Source organism: Corynebacterium nasorum, from assembly GCF_022345765.1.
GTDB classification, from domain to species: Bacteria; Actinomycetota; Actinomycetes; order Mycobacteriales; family Mycobacteriaceae; genus Corynebacterium; species Corynebacterium kefirresidentii.
Genome location: NZ_JAKRDR010000001.1, coordinates 41,742 through 59,231, shown reverse-complemented (window position 1 = coordinate 59,231; position 17,490 = coordinate 41,742). Strand labels below are relative to the sequence as shown.

At 58.9% G+C, this 17,490-nt stretch carries 15 protein-coding genes; 1 reads left to right on the top strand and 14 read right to left on the bottom strand.

The features are described 5' to 3' along the window. Positions 1–11: 11 nt before the first annotated feature. Entirely contained in the window at positions 12–3,182 is a 3,171-nt protein-coding gene (gene ileS / locus MHK04_RS00265; RefSeq protein ID WP_239207531.1) for an isoleucine--tRNA ligase, read from the bottom strand. Between the two features lie 289 nt (positions 3,183–3,471). Here ileS and MHK04_RS00260 point away from each other — a divergent pair, with 289 nt between their 5' ends. Then, complete coding sequence (locus tag MHK04_RS00260) at positions 3,472–4,473, top strand: HNH endonuclease signature motif containing protein (protein WP_200288872.1); 1,002 nt, start codon at positions 3,472–3,474, stop codon at positions 4,471–4,473. Positions 4,474–4,522: 49 nt separating this feature from the next. Here MHK04_RS00260 and MHK04_RS00255 read toward each other — a convergent pair whose 3' ends face one another. The 13 genes from MHK04_RS00255 to mraY all read right to left on the bottom strand — a co-directional run bounded on the left by MHK04_RS00255 (position 4,523) and on the right by mraY (position 17,462). Next, on the bottom strand, positions 4,523–4,744 hold the full coding sequence (locus tag MHK04_RS00255; RefSeq protein ID WP_200288871.1) for a zinc-binding dehydrogenase: 222 nt from the start codon (positions 4,742–4,744) through the stop codon (positions 4,523–4,525). Positions 4,745–4,843: 99 nt separating this feature from the next. Beyond that, on the bottom strand, positions 4,844–6,019 hold the full coding sequence (locus tag MHK04_RS00250; RefSeq protein ID WP_239207530.1) for a DivIVA domain-containing protein: 1,176 nt from the start codon (positions 6,017–6,019) through the stop codon (positions 4,844–4,846). A gap of 204 nt (positions 6,020–6,223) precedes the next feature. Continuing rightward, positions 6,224–6,517: a YggT family protein gene (locus MHK04_RS00245; protein ID WP_023021209.1), complete on the bottom strand. Its 294-nt coding sequence runs from the start codon at positions 6,515–6,517 to the stop codon at positions 6,224–6,226. Positions 6,518–6,593: 76 nt separating this feature from the next. Further along, the gene (locus MHK04_RS00240) at positions 6,594–7,046 is read right to left on the bottom strand and encodes a cell division protein SepF (RefSeq protein ID WP_239207529.1); all 453 of its coding nucleotides are present in this window, start codon (positions 7,044–7,046) and stop codon (positions 6,594–6,596) included. A gap of 104 nt (positions 7,047–7,150) precedes the next feature. Then, complete coding sequence (locus MHK04_RS00235; RefSeq protein WP_023021207.1) at positions 7,151–7,849, bottom strand: YggS family pyridoxal phosphate-dependent enzyme; 699 nt, start codon at positions 7,847–7,849, stop codon at positions 7,151–7,153. Next, positions 7,849–8,580: a peptidoglycan editing factor PgeF gene (pgeF, locus tag MHK04_RS00230; RefSeq protein WP_239207528.1), complete on the bottom strand. Its 732-nt coding sequence runs from the start codon at positions 8,578–8,580 to the stop codon at positions 7,849–7,851. Before pgeF ends, MHK04_RS00235 begins: the two co-directional genes overlap by 1 nt. A gap of 24 nt (positions 8,581–8,604) precedes the next feature. Next, a complete protein-coding gene (gene ftsZ, locus MHK04_RS00225) occupies positions 8,605–9,924 on the bottom strand; it encodes a cell division protein FtsZ (RefSeq protein ID WP_023021205.1) in 1,320 nt (439 codons plus the stop codon). Positions 9,925–10,234: 310 nt separating this feature from the next. Then, complete coding sequence (locus tag MHK04_RS00220; RefSeq protein ID WP_239207527.1) at positions 10,235–10,906, bottom strand: cell division protein FtsQ/DivIB; 672 nt, start codon at positions 10,904–10,906, stop codon at positions 10,235–10,237. Next, a complete protein-coding gene (gene murC / locus MHK04_RS00215) occupies positions 10,906–12,369 on the bottom strand; it encodes a UDP-N-acetylmuramate--L-alanine ligase (protein WP_239207526.1) in 1,464 nt (487 codons plus the stop codon). Before murC ends, MHK04_RS00220 begins: the two co-directional genes overlap by 1 nt. Next, positions 12,370–13,470: an undecaprenyldiphospho-muramoylpentapeptide beta-N-acetylglucosaminyltransferase gene (murG, locus tag MHK04_RS00210; RefSeq protein ID WP_239207525.1), complete on the bottom strand. Its 1,101-nt coding sequence runs from the start codon at positions 13,468–13,470 to the stop codon at positions 12,370–12,372. Positions 13,471–13,493: 23 nt separating this feature from the next. Next, positions 13,494–14,894 carry an FtsW/RodA/SpoVE family cell cycle protein gene (locus MHK04_RS00205; protein WP_200288865.1) on the bottom strand — a complete coding sequence of 467 codons (1,401 nt, stop codon included), beginning with the start codon at positions 14,892–14,894 and terminating at the stop codon, positions 13,494–13,496. Positions 14,895–14,922: 28 nt separating this feature from the next. After that, positions 14,923–16,314 carry a UDP-N-acetylmuramoyl-L-alanine--D-glutamate ligase gene (murD, locus tag MHK04_RS00200; protein WP_200288864.1) on the bottom strand — a complete coding sequence of 464 codons (1,392 nt, stop codon included), beginning with the start codon at positions 16,312–16,314 and terminating at the stop codon, positions 14,923–14,925. Positions 16,315–16,355: 41 nt separating this feature from the next. After that, positions 16,356–17,462, bottom strand: a complete 1,107-nt coding sequence (mraY, locus tag MHK04_RS00195) for a phospho-N-acetylmuramoyl-pentapeptide-transferase (protein ID WP_023021199.1) — start codon at positions 17,460–17,462, stop codon at positions 16,356–16,358. Between the last annotated feature and the right edge of the window lie 28 nt (positions 17,463–17,490).

Below are 17,490 nucleotides of genomic sequence, written 5' to 3'. Positions count from 1 at the left end.
CAGCTAGCGCGCTACTGCTTGACGACGGTAGCGCTAACCCCCTTAACCACCTCGTGCACGCCCTCGCCATCAAGCGCCTCGGTGGTCACTTGGAAGTCGGTGGCGAGTACTTCACCGGCTATATGGTCGGCGTGACGCTCAGCCCATGCCTTCTTCGCCTCCGGTACGGCAAGTACGGCCGCGATGCGATCCGAAACCTCGAATCCAGAAGCCTTGCGGGCGTCCTGGAGGCCACGGATAACGTCAGCAGCCCAGCCTTCGGCCTCGAGCTCTTCGGTCACCTCAGTATCGAGTACCACAAGGCCATCGAGCCCGTCGATACGCGCGGTCGACTTCGGGTTCGCCGCCTGCAGGCGCTCCGTGTACTCATCCGGACCAAGCACAATATCGCCGTCAACTACTACCTCATCGCTGCGGCGCTCATAGTTGCCCGCCTTAAGGTTCTTGATGGCGCGCTGCACATCCTTACCCAAGCGCGGACCAGCGACCTTGGCATTGCAGACTACCTGGAAGGTGCCCACCGAATCGACGTCATCGGTAAGCTCAACTTCCTTAACGTTGACCTCGTCGCGAATGATATCGGCAAAGCCCGCCAAACGCTGTGCTTCTTCAAGAGCCACCGTCAGCTTCGGCAGCGGCAAGCGGTTGCGCAGTTTATTGGACTTGCGCACCGACGATGCCGCCGAGGCCACCGCACGGGTCGTATCCATCGCAGACACCAGATCTGCATCGGCTGGGTAATCCGCGGCCTGCGGGAAGTCCGCCAAGTGGACGGAACGCTCGCCGGTTAGCCCGCGGTAGATAACTTCCGCCACGTGCGGCAAAAGTGGCGCGACCACGCGAGTCACGGTTTCCAACACGGTGTACAAGGTATTGAATGCCTCAGGATGGGCTTCCTCTCCCTCCCAGAATCGCTCGCGCGAGCGACGCACGTACCAGTTGGTCAAAACGTCTGCGAACAGGCGCACCTCTTCGGTTGCCGTAGCGATATCGGTATCGGCAAGCGCCGCGTCCACCTTAGCTACGACATCGTGGGTTTTAGCCAAGATATAGCGGTCCAGAACATGCGTAGAGGTGGTGTCGAACTTAGCTTCCTTTTCCGCGTAGAGCTGCAGGAACGTATAGGCGTTCCAAATAGGCAAGATAGCCTGGCGCACGCCCTCGCGGATGCCCTGCTCGGTCACGATGAGATTGCCTCCGCGCAGAATAGGCGAAGACATAAGGAACCAGCGCATGGCATCCGAACCGTCGCGGTCAAAGACTTCATTGACGTTTGGATAATTGCCCTTGGACTTGGACATCTTGAGGCCATCGTTGCCCAGCACGATGCCGTGGGCTACGACCTTCTTGTATGCCGGACGATCAAACAGCGCGGTGGACAGCGCGTGCATCACATAGAACCAGCCACGCGTTTGACCGGAGTACTCCACGATGAAGTCAGACGGCGAGTGGGTTTCAAACCACTCTTTATTCTCGAAGGGGTAGTGCTTCTGCGCGAACGGCATCGAGCCGGACTCGAACCAGCAGTCCAATACGTCCGGCACGCGGCGCATCATAGACTTGCCGGTTGGATCGTCCGGGTTCGGGCGCACCAACTCATCGATGTGCGGGCGGTGCAGGGACTCCGGGCGGACGCCGAAGTCACGCTCCAGCTCATCCAAGGAGCCGTAGACATCCATGCGTGGGTAATTGTCATCATCGGACATCCAAACCGGGATTGGCGCACCCCAGTAGCGGGTACGCGAGATATTCCAGTCGCGCGCCCCCTCGAGCCACTTGCCAAACTGACCGTCCCGAATGTGCTCCGGCAGCCACTCGATCTCATTGTGGTTGAGCTCCACCATGCGATCGCGGAACTCGGTTACCTTCACAAACCAGGCTGGCAGAGCCATGTAGATTAGCGGCTCACCCGAGCGCCACGAATGCGGGTAAGAGTGCTCGATGGTCACGTGGCGCACCACTCGCCCAGCGGCCTTCAAGTCCTTGATGATGTCCTTATTGGCATCAAAGACCAGCTGTCCCTCATACGGCGGTACCTGCGAGGTGAACTTGCCGTCCTCGTCCACTGGGATAACCAGCTCGATATCGTACTGGTTAGTGGTATTCATATCGTCTTCACCAAACGCCGGAGCCTGGTGAACCACGCCGGTGCCGTCCTCGGTAGTGACATAATCAGCGACCAATACCTGGTAAGCATTGCGCAAATCCGGGAAGAAACCAAAGATCGGCTCATAGGTAAAGCCCTCGAGCTGCGCGCCGGTGAAGGTCTCCAGTACCTCGGCCTCACCTAGTTCCTTTTCCAAGGTAGCCAGCAGGTTTTCCGCCATGATGAAGGTACGACCGGAAAAATCGTCCTCGGTGGCCCTAAAGAGCACGTAAGAGACCTCTGGGTGAACCGCCAATGCCTCATTAGAAGGCAAGGTCCAGGGGGTGGTGGTCCAGGCGAGGAAGGAGGCGTCGGCAAGCGCGGGGTGCTCCGCCAGTGTCTTTTCTGCCGCGCTTCCCTCACGAGCGCCGTCCACAGGGAAGGTAACCGTCAGGGTCGGGTCCTGACGCATCTTATAGGAGTCATCCAGTCGGGTCTCCTGGTTGGACAGAGAAGTATGCTCTGCCCAAGAGTAAGGAAGGACGCGGAATCCCTTGTAGATCAGGCCTTTGTCATAAAGCTCCTTGAACGCCCACATGACCGATTCCATGTAGTTGATGTCCATGGTCTTGTAGCCGTTGTCAAAATCCACCCAGCGGGCCTGGCGGTTGACGTATTCTTCCCACTCGTCGGTGTATTCCAACACGGACTTTGCGCAGTATTCATTGAACTTTTCCAAGCCCATGTCCTCGATCTGCGCTTTATCAGTAATACCCAGCTGCTTTTCCGCTTCCAGCTCGGCGGGCAGACCGTGGGTATCCCAGCCGAAGACACGAGGCACGTAATTGCCAGCCATGGTGCGATAGCGCGGAACGATATCTTTTACATAACCGGTCAACAGGTGACCATAGTGCGGCAAGCCATTAGCAAAGGGAGGGCCATCATAGAAGATGTATTCTGGGCAATCCTTTGTCTTTTCTAGCGAAGCCTGGAAGGTATCATCCTGCTTCCAGTACTTCTGAACTTCCTCTTCCATATCCGGGAAGCGACTTGAGCCTCCGGTCATGTCAACCTTGGGGTAAATCTTTTTCGCCATTACAATCCTTCACTCATCACTCGGTGCAGGGACGCGCCTGTCAGGCTCGCGGTACCACCCTGATTGAGCCCGAAGGCTCCGCTTCGTTTCGGTGAAGGAGTTGACGGTCCCACCCGTTCAGTTCTACTAGGCCGCACTGGCTGTTCTTCTGAATTGCTCCCCGGTGATGGCCGGATCACTGCATGTAGCACAAAGTATAGCGCCCCCAGAATCTTCGTGCACAATAAGTTATCCACAGGCTAAAAATTTTCCCTTGTGGGGGCTTGCGCGGGGCAATAAATTGTGAGTCGTGAACGCGCTAGATACTTACCTCGCAGCCATGGCACCTGGGATGGACATCGTCCTTGGGTGCGCAGGCATGTCTGAGGACGACCTCTGCGCACGGGGCGCTGCCGAAAAGACTGCCCGCGAGCTGGCCTTGTTAAAGGAAGCATACTGCGGCACGACCAAGTTCACGGGGAAACGTCGCCGCGCTATCGAAGGCGCCCAGCACAATGGGCATTCCATTGTTGCCTTATCCATCATTGAAAAGTATGCGCGGAAAATGCCTACGCTTTTCGACGCCTGGGTTCTCCGCGAACAACTCTGCACCACCAAGGCCACAGCAGGGGCGCTGGAGAAGCTGGCTCAGTCCAAAGTCCCGAAGAAAAAGCGCACTGTGAAACCGGGCGTGCGCATCATCCGACGCAAAGATGCTCCGTGGACGCTTGCGATCGATGGATCGTCTTCGTTTATCGCGGATTTGCACGCAGCGGTAGAAAACCAGAATAAAAAGCCGCTAGAGGTGGTGGAAGATACCTTCTTCGGGGACGATAGCGCGCAACGGAGCACCGTAGTAACCAATGTCATCGTGCGACTGGAAGATTACGTACGCATCGTCAACGGTGACGGTGAGGAAATCACCCTGCAGATGACAAACGGGGCAACGCTTTCGGGTGCGCAATACTTGCGCCGCACGTTAAAGGAACATGGACTCATCACGCTGGTCAGCCCCTACGAAGGCGCGGTGAACCTGTATCGCACGGAGCGCTTCGCCAATGCTAAACAGCGATTGATGGCGGGTGCAGAAAATCCTGTGTGCCCGTGGCCGCGGTGCGCTAAGCCAGCCGACGAATGCCAAATTCACCATTTGGAACCCTGGCTACACGGTGGATTGACCAATATCGCAAACTTATCCACAGCCTGCGCCTACCACAATGGAGCCAACGATGACGATCCCAATGCCCCACCGCTACGCGGGCGACTTAGCCGCACGAATGGGCAGATTCGGTGGCAGCCCCCTGACTGCTAAGACAAGACCGCGAAATAAGGCGCCTCGAGCGCCTTTTTGGCGTGCTATTTTAGTTCTCGCGTAAAGCCTCGCGCAAGGAATCTTGCTCAGGGTGTTGTGCTGCCCGGGCTTTATCGCTGCGATGCTTATGCGCCCAATCCAGAATAAAGCACACCAGACCGAGGCCAGCGGCGGCGAAGACGATATACAGCGACCAGTCGGCACCCGAGATGACGAAGTTGACCAAGGCTACGAATGCCACGAGGGCGAGAACTAAGGCGGCAACAAGCACAATGGTTCCTTTCGGTTAGGTCGGGATAGGGCACCACGGTCTAAAACAACAATAGCGCCCCCGCAGCGGTGGCGGGGGCGCTAGAGAGAACGCGGTGGCTTAGTTATTGCCAGCTTCGCCGTTCGGTGCGGCGGTGCCGCGAGTAGCCAGCTCTTCCAGCTGAGACTCGAGCAAGGTCTTCAGGCGAGTGCGGTACTCGCGCTCGAAGGTACGCAGCTCGGAGATACGAGCCTCCAGTGCGGTCTGCTGCTGCTTGACCGTGTTCATAACCTCGGTGTGCTTGCGCTCAGCATCGGCCTGCAAGGAAGCAGCCTTCTCCTCAGCCTGACGGATTTGTGCCTCAGCACGGGAGGACGCATCGGACTCGGTCTGCTTTGCCTTAGCCTCGGCGTCAGATACCAGCTTCTTGGAGCGGGAATCCGCGTCCTGCAGCTGGGCATCGTACTTCTTCTGGGCGTCGGCAAGCTGCGCCTTGGAACGAGAGTCTGCGTCGGTCAGCTGCTTCTCGGCGGCGGTGCGTGCCTCCGACAGCATGGACTCGGACTCCGCACGGGCCTCGGAGGTCAGGCGGTCTGCCATCTCCTGTGCCAGACCCAGAACGCGAGCGGCCTGCATGTGGGTTTCTGGGGTAGCCAGACCATCTGCAGCCTGAGCTGCACCAGCGCCTGCAAGGCCTGCAGCTGCAACGCCGGCCTTGGAAGAACCAGCTGCGGAAGCGGACTTCTTCAGCTCATCATTTTCCTTCTTGGAAGCCTCAAGGTCCTTCTTTGCCTGTGCAGCCTCTGCACGAGCTGCCTCGGCTTCCTTCTTTGCCTGTGCTGCCTCATTGCGGGCGGCCTTCAGGTCTGCAGAAGCGGAAGCGGCGGCAGAGCCGGTCTCCTGTGCCTTGGATGCCTCCGCCTGGGCTGCCTTTACCTGCTCGCGTGCCTTCTTGGTTTCTTCCTTAGCGCGGGACAGCTCGGACTTGGAGTCCGCCAGCTTGGTTTCGTACTCGGCGCGCAGCTTGGCCTCAATCTCCTTGCGCAGTGCAGCCTCATCGGTACGAGTGGACGCTACCGTTGCGGTACCAGCGGCACCGGCGCCAGCGCCCGCCTTGGCCTGAGAGTTGAGATCGCTGACCTGTGCCTGTAGATCTTCGTTCTCATCCTGCAGCTGGGCAAGCGCATCCTCTACGAGGTCGAGGAACTGATCCACCTCGTCTTCGTTGTAGCCGCGCTTGCCAATGGGCGGCTTGCTGAACGCGACGTTGTGAACATCAGCTGGTGACAGTGGCATGTCTTCTCTTCCCCTTCAGGTTGATACAACCCCGGAGGTTCCAGGGCCTTAGGAGCTGCGGTTCAGGTCTAACTAAACCTTCCCCACAAAGGTACATGTGGTTCATAATACGGGTTATCGCGATTTATCGTAACCAAACGACCACAATAATCGACGCCCCGCCGAGTCTCAACGTTTACCACAGGTTGCGAGGCGACGGGGGTGCTAACCGAAAAATACGATTTGCAAGATTCGTGTAAGTATCGAAAGCAAAATAAATAGCACGAGCACCGATACGTCGAGGGCCACCCCGCCCATCTGGAGCGGTGGGATCAAACGGCGCAGCGCCTTTACCGGCGGATCCGTAATTACAAACAGTGGCTCCGCCACAACCATAAACCAACGTGGCGGGTTAAACTGCCGCGAGAAGGATTGAATCATCTCAATGATGATGCGGGCGATGAGAACCCACGTATAAATCCGCACGAGCAGGATAAGAATAATTCCGAGTTGTGTCACAATAACCGAGCCTATCTAATAGACCCCCGCAGGTGCCCAATCGGCACCCCACGGGGGTCAAGAAAAACTTACTGCTTTAGCGCAGGCCAGCGGCGCGCTCGAGCTCGTGCCTAGCGATGTCCGCAGACTTCGGCATGATAGAAAAGACCTTGCGCTCGGTATCCAATCCCTTGGTGAGGTTAAGCATGCGCCCTTCCAAGCCGAAGCAGAGACCGGCAGCGAAGTCGATGAAGCGCTTTGCGGTGGCCTTGTCGGCGTCGGTAAGCTCAAAGACCACTGCATCGCCGTCGCGGAAAGGCTCGCCCACCTTGGCAGCGTCATTGAAAGACGTCAGCGAAATAGCCACGATGGTCGGCACAAACTCTTCTTTCACCGGAGCAGGCTCATAAGACTGCGGAGCACGGCGCGGGGCGTAGGCGGAGGAGGCATTTTCGGAATAACGCGGCTCCTCGCTGTAGTAGGCATCGTCTTCTTCGATGTCCACCGGGCCCAGCCCGAAGAAATCCTTCGTCTTATCAATGAATGACATTTTTGGGTCTCCCTCTGACCTAAATTTGTACAAGTCTAAACGCGCAAAATGTGTCTAGTGTGACTCATGTGATTTACGCTGTGAAATGCGCTTTTGCAATGCTTTCAACCTACTGGCCGCGGCCCCATGATACTGGTTCCGACACGCACGATATCGCTGCCCGCAGCAATTGCTTCGGCCATGTCCGCGCTCATTCCAGCAGACAATTTCAGCGGGCGCTTCAGCGCGGCAGATAGCCGGTCGACCTCATCTCGCACACCGCGAAAGACCTCGCCCGCATCGGCGTCGAGGGGCGGGACTACCATGAGGCCAGCGAAGTCGAGGTGTTCGCTTCCTTCTACTGCTTCGACGAGCTCGTCGAGCGCGTGGCGTGAAACGCCTCCGCGAGCGTCATCGCCATCGGCAGACACTTGGACAAAGACCGGCAGGTTGCTCTCGCGTTCCCCTCGTTCCTTTGCCAAGGCGACGCCCCGTTCCAAAGCCTGAGCAAGTTTGAGGGAATCAAGCGAATGAACGCTGGCCGCCCAACGAGCCACGTGATTGGCCTTTTTGGTCTGGATCTGGCCGATCATATGGAAACGCAGCTGTGGCAATTCGGCAGCTTTGGCGCGAGCTTCTTGCTCCCGGTTTTCGGCAACGTCACTAACCCCGAGTTCAGCAAGTAGGGCGATATCCGCAGCTGGATGAAACTTCGTCACCGGCAGTAGCTGCGGGGGCTTGCGGTCTGCTTGCGCCGATAGCCGTTCAATCTCAGCTCGAGTAGCGGCGAGATTTTCTCGTAGCTGTGCTTTACGGTCTGCCATTAGTTAGCCTCCAACCAGATCAGCCCGGCCTGGCGGCCGGTAGTGCCTTCGCGGAGATAGGAAAAGAAATTTTCGTCTTCAATTGTGCAGCGCGGATCGGATTCAATCGCGGTGATGCCAAGCTCCATGAGCTGGCGGATCAAACCTGCGCGAACGTCAATTCCCCAGGTTCCTTTCGACGTCCGCGTCTTCGAACCGGGCAGCCGACGTTCTACATCCTCAGCCATCTCTTTCGGCACCTCGTAGTTTTTGCCGGAGGCAGCTGGTCCCATAACCACCTGGATGCGCTCGGGCTGAGCGCCGAGTTTCTCCATTTCGCGCACGGTATTGACGATGATGCCGTTGCGGGCGCCCAAGCGGCCAGCGTGGGCGGCGGCGATGACACCAGCGGCGACGTCGACAAACAGAACCGGCGTGCAATCTGCAACAAGGACGCCCAGCCCAAGGCGGCGCTGCGTGGTGACAATCGCGTCGGTGGCTGGCACAGGTTCATCCTGTGGACCATCGATAACGGTGACTGTATTGGTGTGTAGTTGTTCCATCCACACGATATCGTCCACGCCGGTCACGCGTTTTAGGCGATCTCGATTCGCAGCAACCGCGGCGGGGTCATCGCCAACATGGTGCCCTAAATTAAAAGAGTCATATGGAATAGCAGACGCCCCGCCGGCACGGCTGGTAAAGACCATGCGGACGGGGCGTTTGGTGCGATGTTCCTCGTTTACTGGCATGCACACCAGCGTAGCGCTTTGCGCTTAGCGCATGAAGGAAGGCACGTCCAGATCGTCGTCGCCATCATCATCGCGGCGCTGGGATGGGCGAGACAAACGGTAGTCATCACGACGCTCCTCGCGGGAGAAACGGTCAGAATTGGTGAACAGACCGGTAGATTCTGGGCGGCGCTCCTCGGCAGGGCGCTCTGGGGTGTAGCGCTCCCGCTCCTGGCCGGCACGCGGCTCGTAGGAGTGGCGCGGGGAGTAATCATCTTGTACCGGCTCGGCCGCACCAGGCTGTGCCGGAGCCGGGGTGACGGGCTCTGCGGCCGCGCGCTGGCGATTGTCAAAAAGGGACCCTGGCTTGCGCTGTTCCTGCTGCTTCTGCGGTTGTGCAGCGGCCTGGGTCATATTGGCCTCGGCATCAAAGCCGGTGGCAATGATGGTGATGCGGATTTCATCACCCAAGGTGTCATCGATGATGGTACCGAAGATAAGGTTGACGTCTTCGTCAGCGCGCTCCTCCACCATGGAAGCCGCGGCATTAACCTCGTGCAGGCCAAGGTCGGAGCCGCCGGCGATGGACAACAGCACGCCCTTGGCGCCTTCCATCGTCGATTCCAATAGCGGGGAATTAATGGCCTGCTCGGCAGCGGTCATGGCGCGATTATCGCCGCGGGCAGAGCCGATGCCCATCAGGGCAGAGCCGGCGTCGGACATGACGGAGCGGACGTCGGCAAAGTCGACGTTGATCATGCCTGGGATGGTGATCAGATTGGTAATACCCTGCACACCATTGTGCAGCACCTCATCGGCGGCGCGGAAAGCCTCGACAATGGAAAGCTCTTCCCCACCGAGCTGCATCAGGCGGTCGTTCGGGATAACGATAAGAGTGTCGCATACCTCACGCAGCTCTTCGATGCCGGCCATAGCCTGGCGGGTACGGCGGGCACCCTCGAACTTGAACGGACGGGTGACAACGCCCACGGTCAACGCACCCATCTTCTTCGCGATGGATGCCACAACCGGAGCGGCACCGGTGCCGGTACCGCCGCCTTCGCCAGCAGTCACGAAGACCATATCGGAACCCTGTAGGGCGTCTTCGATTTCGGACTTGTGATCTTCTGCGGAGGTCTTGCCCACCTCAGGGTTAGCGCCGGCGCCAAGGCCACGGGTGGCCTCGCGGCCGATATCCAGCTTGGTATCGGCATCAGAGAAGATGAGGGCCTGAGAGTCAGTGTTGATGGCGACGAACTGAACGCCCTTGAGGCCTTCTTCGATCATGCGGTTGACGGCGTTGACGCCGCCACCGCCGACGCCGACGACCTTGATATCCGCGAGATTGTTATTGGAAGAGATCATGTGAGTTGGTCTCACCTTTCGCTACTTTAAGTCTGCACGTGCATTAAACGAGGAATGTAATGCGGTCCGCCGAAGGCGAATCGCGTTCCTTTCCATCTTTAACGACAGCCGTGTAATTTTCACGCACATTTTGCGCGTGTCGAGACCCTCAAGTTGCACTTTAGGGTTGTTCACCTGCGGTTTTGTTAGTCACACCCGCACCATCCGCCCCACATTGGTGCCAGAGAAAAAGGCCCCTGCAGCGCACGCGCTTAAGCGGCGCTGCAGGGACCACAGAAGGGTAAAAAATGCGTCCGGGGGCACCCGTCCCCTATCCGCGGGTGGTCACCAACTCAGGGTTGGAAATATTCCACTCGCGACCTTCCATCTTCAACACGGTGGCAAAGGCACGCGCCTTGTCATCATCATTGGAGTCGCTCGCGCCCCAAAAGACGCGGCGGCCATCCTTAGTGGTAAAGATGAGCGAGTATTCATCGTCCACATCAAGGGTTCCTACTTGGTTGCGCACATCATCCGATAACGCAGCGATCGCGCGCACCGCGTCTTGGGTTTGGCGGGAGCCGCTATCAACAGAACCAGTGACCTCAACCGCGCCGGCGGGAGGCTCCGCGGAGGTAAATTCCTCGCCCTTATCATCAATCAGGAAAGGCTTATTATCGCGCTTTACAAAAGCCACAGCCTTGTGTTCGTCCACATTGATAGTCAAGGTGGAGGGGAAATCGCGCGAGACAGTTACCGAATCAACCCAATCCAATCCAGCAACACCGGAGGCTGCCTTGCCTGCATCTACGCGCAGGAGGTTTTCTCCTTCGGCAACCCCGGCGGCCTCCTCTACCTGCGCAGCATCAAGCTGGTGGGTACCTTCCACCTGAAAATGGCGGACTTTTAAGATGGGCACCGTCCACACTACGACGGCAATGATCAAGGCTACGACAACGACAGCTGCACTGATCCCGGCAATGAGCTTGGTGGATACGCGCACTAGCTCGCCCGCAATTCATCGAGAATTTCTGCCGCGACCATAGTTACCGAGCCAGCACCGATGGTCAGCACGACATCGCCAGGTTCTACGAGCGAAACAACGTCGCGGGCAGCGGCAGAAAAATCTGGTTCGAAGATGACCTGCATGTCGCTTGGCATTTTATCGGTAATGATGCGGGAGGTAATTCCCTCCACAGGTTGTTCGCGCGCGCCGTAGATGTCGAGGACTACGGCGGCGTCGGCAAGCGAGAGCGCTTGGGCAAACTCGGCGTCGAATTCCATGGTGCGCGAGTACAGGTGCGGCTGGAAGCAGGCGATGACACGGCCCCCGTGGCCTTCGGCCTCAACCTTTGCCCGAGCGGCGCGCAGAACTGCAGCAACCTCGGTGGGATGGTGCGCATAGTCATCAAAGACGCGCACGGGCTTTCCCTGCTTGTCGACGCTCCCCCGGTACTCAAAGCGCCGGCGCACACCGCTAAAATCAGCCAATCCCTCAGCAATGGCAGCCGGGGCGCCACCGGAAAGCACACCAGCCAACAAGGCGCCCATCGAGTTAAGCACCATGTGGTGTCCCGGGATCTGCAGCTCGTAGCGCACAGTTTCAGAGATGCCAGGAAGGTTAACCTTTACGGTGGTGTCCATCCCCTCAGCGGTGGTCTCCTCGCGTTCCAGCTCAGCAGCCAGAGACACGGTAGTGGTAAAAGACTTGTCCGCTGCGCCATAGGCCACGACGTTGATGCCGCGCTCCTGCGCACGCTCGCCTGCTTGGGCGGCGTTCTCATCCTCGGCGCAGACAACAAGATAGCCGGTATCTGGGGTGACCAGGCTAGCAAAGTCATCGAAGACCTTGAAGTAAGCCTCCTCGCTGTGGAAGAAGTCGAGGTGATCGGGCTCGATAGTCGTAAGCACCGCAACATCGGGGCTGTAGCGCAGCAGGGAGGCATCGGATTCATCAGCCTCGGCGACAAAGGCCTCACCGGTGCCGCCGTGGGCGTTGGTGCCCGCGCGATTGAGCTGGCCGCCGATGGCAAAGGAAGGATCGAGACCTGCGTGTTGCATCGCACTCACGGTCATCGACGTAGTGGACGTTTTGCCGTGCGTGCCGGCTAGCAATACCTGCTTGTGGCCTTCCATCAATGCGGCAAGCAAATCGGAGCGGCGGATGACGGGGATATCGTTTTCCTGCGCGGCTACTAGCTCCGGATTGTCTTGCGGAATGGCAGCGAAGGAAGTCACCACGACGGTCGGTAGTTCACCCGATAGGCGCAGGTTTTCGGCAGCGTGCCCGATGGCGACCTTCGCGCCCATGGTGCGCAGCACCTCCACCGGGGTGGAGGCTTTTACATCGGAACCGGTAACCACGGCGCCGCGCGTGGCAAGAATTCGCGCCAGCCCCGACATGCCAGAGCCACCAATGCCGATGAGGTGGACGCGGCGGAGATCGTAGTGTGCGGGATCAGTCATTTACTTTTCCTTCCTTCCGGCGGCGGTTTCGGCCTCGGACACGCGGGCAGCGATGCGGTCTGCGATGGTATTGGCCACGTCGCCGGCGCTGGCGTGGGCGGCGGCATGCGTCATCGATGCTAGACGTTTAGGGTCATCGAGAATGCCGCGCACCTCAGAGATAAGACGCTCAGGGGTCAGCTCCGCATCGGGAATCTGGATGGCAGCGCCCGCCTCGACCACTTCACGGGAATTGAGCGCTTGTTCACCGTTACCATGCGGCAACGGCACGTAAATCGCTGGCAGCCCTGCGGCAGATACTTCGGCAACGGTCATAGCACCGGAGCGGCATACGACGAGATCGGCTACCGCAAGGGCCGAGCCCATATCCTCGATATACGGCAAAGCAACGTAGTTCGGATGTGCTGCGGGCTCGTCATTCTTCTTGCCATAAGCATGCAGGAGCTGGAAGTCCTTGGCTAGGTCTTCCACTGCCCCAGCAACTGCGCGGTTGATGCTGGCTGCGCCTTGGGAGCCGCCGGTAATGAGGACGGTGGGAAGCTCGGCCAAGTTCCACTTGGTGCGCGCGCCTGCAGCAAGAGTCCCCTTCGGGTCCTCCGCCAAGCTCGGGCGCACGGGAATGCCCACGACCTCACCCGGCATTCCGGAGTCCGGGTGGGCGTTGAGGCCGATGCCGCCCATTTTCACGCCGAGCTTATTGGCGATTCCGGCTAAGGCATTGGTCTCCAAAACATAGAACGGGATCCCAAGGGAGCGCGCAGCAATATAGGCTGGGCCGGCCACGTAGCCGCCGGTGCCAAAAACAACGTCTGCTTCGAGGTCCTTGAGTACCTGCTTGGCCTCCCTCACCGCGCGGGAGAGGTTAAACGGTAGCTTGAAAAGCTGCGCGTTGATTTTGCGCGGAATCGGCACGGGGGTAATCAGTCTAAGGTCCACGCCTCGGGCGGGAATGATATCGCGCTCAAGGCCCTTTTCGGTACCGAGAGCAGTGATGCGAGCGCCGTGGCGCTCACGCAAAGCTTCGCCCACGGCAAGGGCGGGTTCAATGTGTCCGGCAGTGCCGCCACCTGCAATGACGACGGAAATAGGCGTGGAATTCATAGCCTAAAGGCTACCAGCGCCACCTATCGATAGCGGCGCTCGGCGCGCGGATAGCGGCGGCCGCTTCCAGTCACCGGGCGACCAAATTGCTCTTCGCGCACACGGGAGCGTGGCTCCTGCGGGCGGGCGTGACGCCCCCGCTGCTTCTTTTTCGGCTTAGACACCGGCTGCGGCTCGCCAATGAAAAAGAGGCGATCAAAAAACGGGCGGCCAAAGTTCTGCATTGCGGAAATCTGCATCGGCTCGTGGCGCGCTACATTGCACAGCACGCCCATCGAACCGATGGTGATAATCGCCGCGGTACCGCCGGCGGAGATCATGGGCAGCTGAATACCGGTCACTGGCAGCAGGCCAATGACATAGCCAATATTGACGAAGGCCTGAGTAACCACACCGATGGTCAACGAGGCGGCGAGCAAAGATTGGAACTGATTCTGTGCCCGCATCGCGGTGCGCAGGCCCACATATCCCAAAGCGGCAAAGAGCAAGATAACGAGCGCGCCGCCCCACCAGCCAAGCTCCTCACCCACGATGGCGTAAATAAAGTCATTTTTCGCCTCTGGCAGGTAGAACCACTTGGCGCGGGATTGGCCGATGCCAACGCCCCAGAAGCCGCCGTCGGCAAGCGAGAGAAAGCCCTGATAAGACTGGAAACCAGTGCCTTGAGTATCGGAGATATTGCCCAACAAGGCGTCGAAATAGGTGTGGAAGCGATTCGAGCGGAAACCGCCTTTCAAGAAAATCCCAATCAACCCCAAGACCGCGGCAACGCCAATCGTTGCGGGAACTCTCCAGTCAACGCCGGCGAAAATGAGGGTAAAGACCACCACGATGGCGAAGGACAACGCCATGCCCATGTCCCCTTGACCGACGATGAGCAAAAACATTCCTGCAGAAATAAAGGAATACATCATGAAGGGGTCAGAAAGCTTCATGGATTTGTGTTCCTTGTCGGCCAGGACGCTCGCACCAAACATGCCTACGGCAATGCGCGCGAGTTCCGAAGGCTGCAAGGAAAACGGACCGAGGTAAATCCACGACTGCGAACCCACCTCTTCACGGCCGGTGCCTACACCGGGGATAAGCACCGCAATGAGCAAAATAATAGAAAGGCCCACGATCCACGGCACGCACTTGCGCAAAGTATGTGGCGAAACCTGCAGGCCCAGCCAAAAGGCAAGGAGACCAAAAAACACCATGACGCACTGCCGTAGCGCCTGGTTCCACACCCCGCCGTCCTCCGTCAATGACGTGGCCATTGAAGAGGAAAAGACCATGAGCACACCAATGCCCACGAGTGTGAAAATGATAAAGCGCAACAGCTGATAATCCAGGCCGGCCTGCTGGCGGGCTTGCTCGCGCAGCTCACGAACGCGGTCGCCAAAGCTCTTGGAGCGCGGGCGCTGCTGGGAGGTGGCCGTCATATGTTCTCCTGATCTTCAATATCTAGCTCTAGTCGCGGGTGAGCTCCCGCGCGGCTGCGGCAAAGAAGTCACCGCGTTGAGCCATGCCGGTATACATATCCAACGATGCCGCAGCCGGTGCCAAAAGGACGGTATCCCCGGCTTCGGCGTGTTGCAGTGCAGCATCCACCGCTGCATTCATGGCCGCGGCAGGCTCGTTGTTTTCGATAACGTCTACAGGTGCATGTGGTGCGTGTTCGGCCAGTGCCTGGGCGATTTCTTGCCTATCCGCGCCGAGAACTACCGCGGCCTTGATCTGGGCGGCGTGCTTGGCGACGAGCCCGTCTACCGCCGCCCCCTTCAACTGCCCGCCGGCAATCCATACAACGGAATTGAGCCCTTTTAGTGCCGCATCCGCTGCGTGTGGGTTGGTGGCCTTGGAGTTATCGATGAAACTGATGCCGGAATGCTCATGAATCACAGCGCCACGGTGCCCGGCGACGGTATACGCTGCCAGCCCCTGCGCGATGGAGCGCGGGCTAGCGCCTGCCAAGTGCGCGACGCTCGCCGCGGCCGCAGCGTCCAAGACTCCTGCCAAGCCGGCGGGCTCGATACCTTCGGCGGAAGCGAGATCCTCCCGCTCCTGGGCGAGCCGCGAGACAAGGCGGCCGGCGCTTACGCCTACCTCACTCTCTGCAGGTTCAGCGGCGGTAAAACCGTATAGATTAGCTGTATTCTCGGCGTAGCGCACCGCCGCGGCATCGTCCTTGCCCACGACGGCGGCTTGGCCGTCGAGCACCTTGGCTTTGGCCTGCGCATAAGCGTCGAACGAGCCATGCCAATCGAGGTGGTCTTCTGCCAAGTTCAACAGCACGCCCACATCTGGGCGCAACTGGCTAGACCAGTGCAGCTGGAAAGAAGAAAGCTCGGCACAAAGGACGTCGACGCGAGGGGTGGCGGTGAGGGCGTCGAAAAGCGAAACGCCAATATTGCCCACCGCCAGTGCGCGCTTGCCGGTGCGCTCGGCATCGGCCTGCATAATCTGGGCCAACATTCCGGTGGTGGTGGTTTTGCCGTTAGTTCCGGTGACCACTAACCAGGTGCGCGGTGCCCCGAAGACGCCGGATCGGTCCAAGCGATAGGCAAGCTCCACATCGCCGATCACCTCTACCCCAGCGTTCTGAAAAGCAACCAACAAAGGCGAGTCAGGACGCCAGCCGGGCGAGGTAATCACGAGGTCAAACTCGCTTTGGGCAGCGGAGTCAACGGAAACCGTAGCTACGCCGTAGTCCTCCGCCAACGCCTCTAGAGCAGCTTCGTTGGAATCTGCCACGGTAGTGTCCACGCCGAGTCTGGTGAGCATAGCGACGCAACCGCGCCCGGATACTCCCGCCCCAGCCACGAGCACGCGACCGCGCAAGGAGGATGGCAACTCGGTCATCTGTTTTCCTCTTTCCTCGATAAAGCTAGAAGGCGTGAGTCTTAAGAACTAAAACCGACCGCGGACAGCCAGTCACCATAAAAGATGCATACGCCGGCAATGGCGGCCATGGCGCTGAGCAACCAAAAGCGAGTGACCACGGCGGTCTCTGCCCAGCCACCGTTTTCAAAGTGGTGGTGGATGGGCGCCATGCGGAAAAAGCGCTTTCCGGTGCTGCGGAAGACGATGATCTGGATAACCACGGAGACCGTCTCAATAACGAAGATGGCGCCGATGATGATCATGAGCAGCTCGGTACGGGTGGTCACGGACAGGCCAGCGACGAGACCACCGAGTGCTAGTGAGCCGGTATCGCCCATAAAGATTTTCGCCGGTGCGGCATTCCACCACAAAAAGCCCAAGCAACCGCCCAGGCCAGCTGCAGCCAGCACGGCGAGGTCGAGTGGATCACGGACCTCATAGCACCCCGCCGCAGGCGACACCGCGCAAGAATTGCGGAACTGCCAGAAGGAAATGAGCGCGTAGGCTCCCATGACCATCGCAGTGGTGCCGGCGGCCAAACCGTCGAGGCCATCGGTGAGGTTTACGGCATTCGACCACGCCGCGATGAGTAGATAGAGAAAGACCAAGAAAACGATGGTGCCGATAATGGCGCCGCCCACGGCGATATCGAAGGTGTCAAAATCGCGGACGAAGGACAGGTTTGTAGACGCCGGGGTCAAGCCGTGTGCATCTGGGAACTGCAGTGCCAAGATGCCGAAGATAAGCGCGACGGCTAGTTGACCTACCAGCTTGGCGGTCTTATTGAGGCCGAGGTTACGCTTTTTAAACAGCTTGATGAAGTCATCGGCAAAGCCCAGTCCGCCCAAGCCCATGGTGAGGAAGTAGACCAAGAGACCGGAGGGGCTAAAGCCACCGTTGCCCGTCACGCGGGCGTAAATGCCCACCACAAGGTAGGCCACAGTGATGGCGAGCAAAATCGCCAGTCCGCCCATGGTTGGGGTGCCGCGCTTGCGTAGGTGCAGCTGTGGCCCGTCCTCACGGATTTCCTGCCCCTTGCCTACGCCGGAAAAATAGCGGACCAACATGGGAGTGGTAAAAATCGCGACGAGGAAGCTGAGGATGCCCGCGATAATGATCTGAGTCATTGCTAGAGGTCTTTCTCCTTGTACTGAG